1 pseudogene is annotated in these 264 nt (G+C 41.7%); it reads left to right on the top strand.

Annotated elements, in window-relative coordinates:
- Positions 1-264: pseudogene (locus ACNQ0T_RS24415) on the top strand (ligand-gated channel protein); the annotation flags it as partial.

Below are 264 nucleotides of genomic sequence, written 5' to 3'. Positions count from 1 at the left end.
GACTTTAAAAAAGATAACCAGCATTGTGACTATCGTGAGGGTTATACCGCTGCATATGGTGATGGTAGCGGATTTAGTAAGTACGATATGACTCATGTAGCTTTAACGCATACAGGTACTTATAATCTTGCATCGACGGACACTTATGTTCAGTACGATGAAGCGAAAAACCCAGGCCGTAAAATGACGGTAGAAGATTTAGTCGTCCGTAACCAAAGTGTTTTCTTACTGGGTGATCACAGTGTCAGTATTGGTGGTCAGTAC

The sequence above is a fragment of the Enterobacter cloacae complex sp.6700776 genome (assembly GCF_048284255.1).
In the GTDB taxonomy this organism is placed as follows: Bacteria; Pseudomonadota; Gammaproteobacteria; order Enterobacterales; family Enterobacteriaceae; genus Enterobacter; species Enterobacter intestinihominis.
The sequence above is the reverse complement of the archived record's forward strand: the minus strand, read 5'-3'. Positions and strand labels throughout refer to the sequence as shown.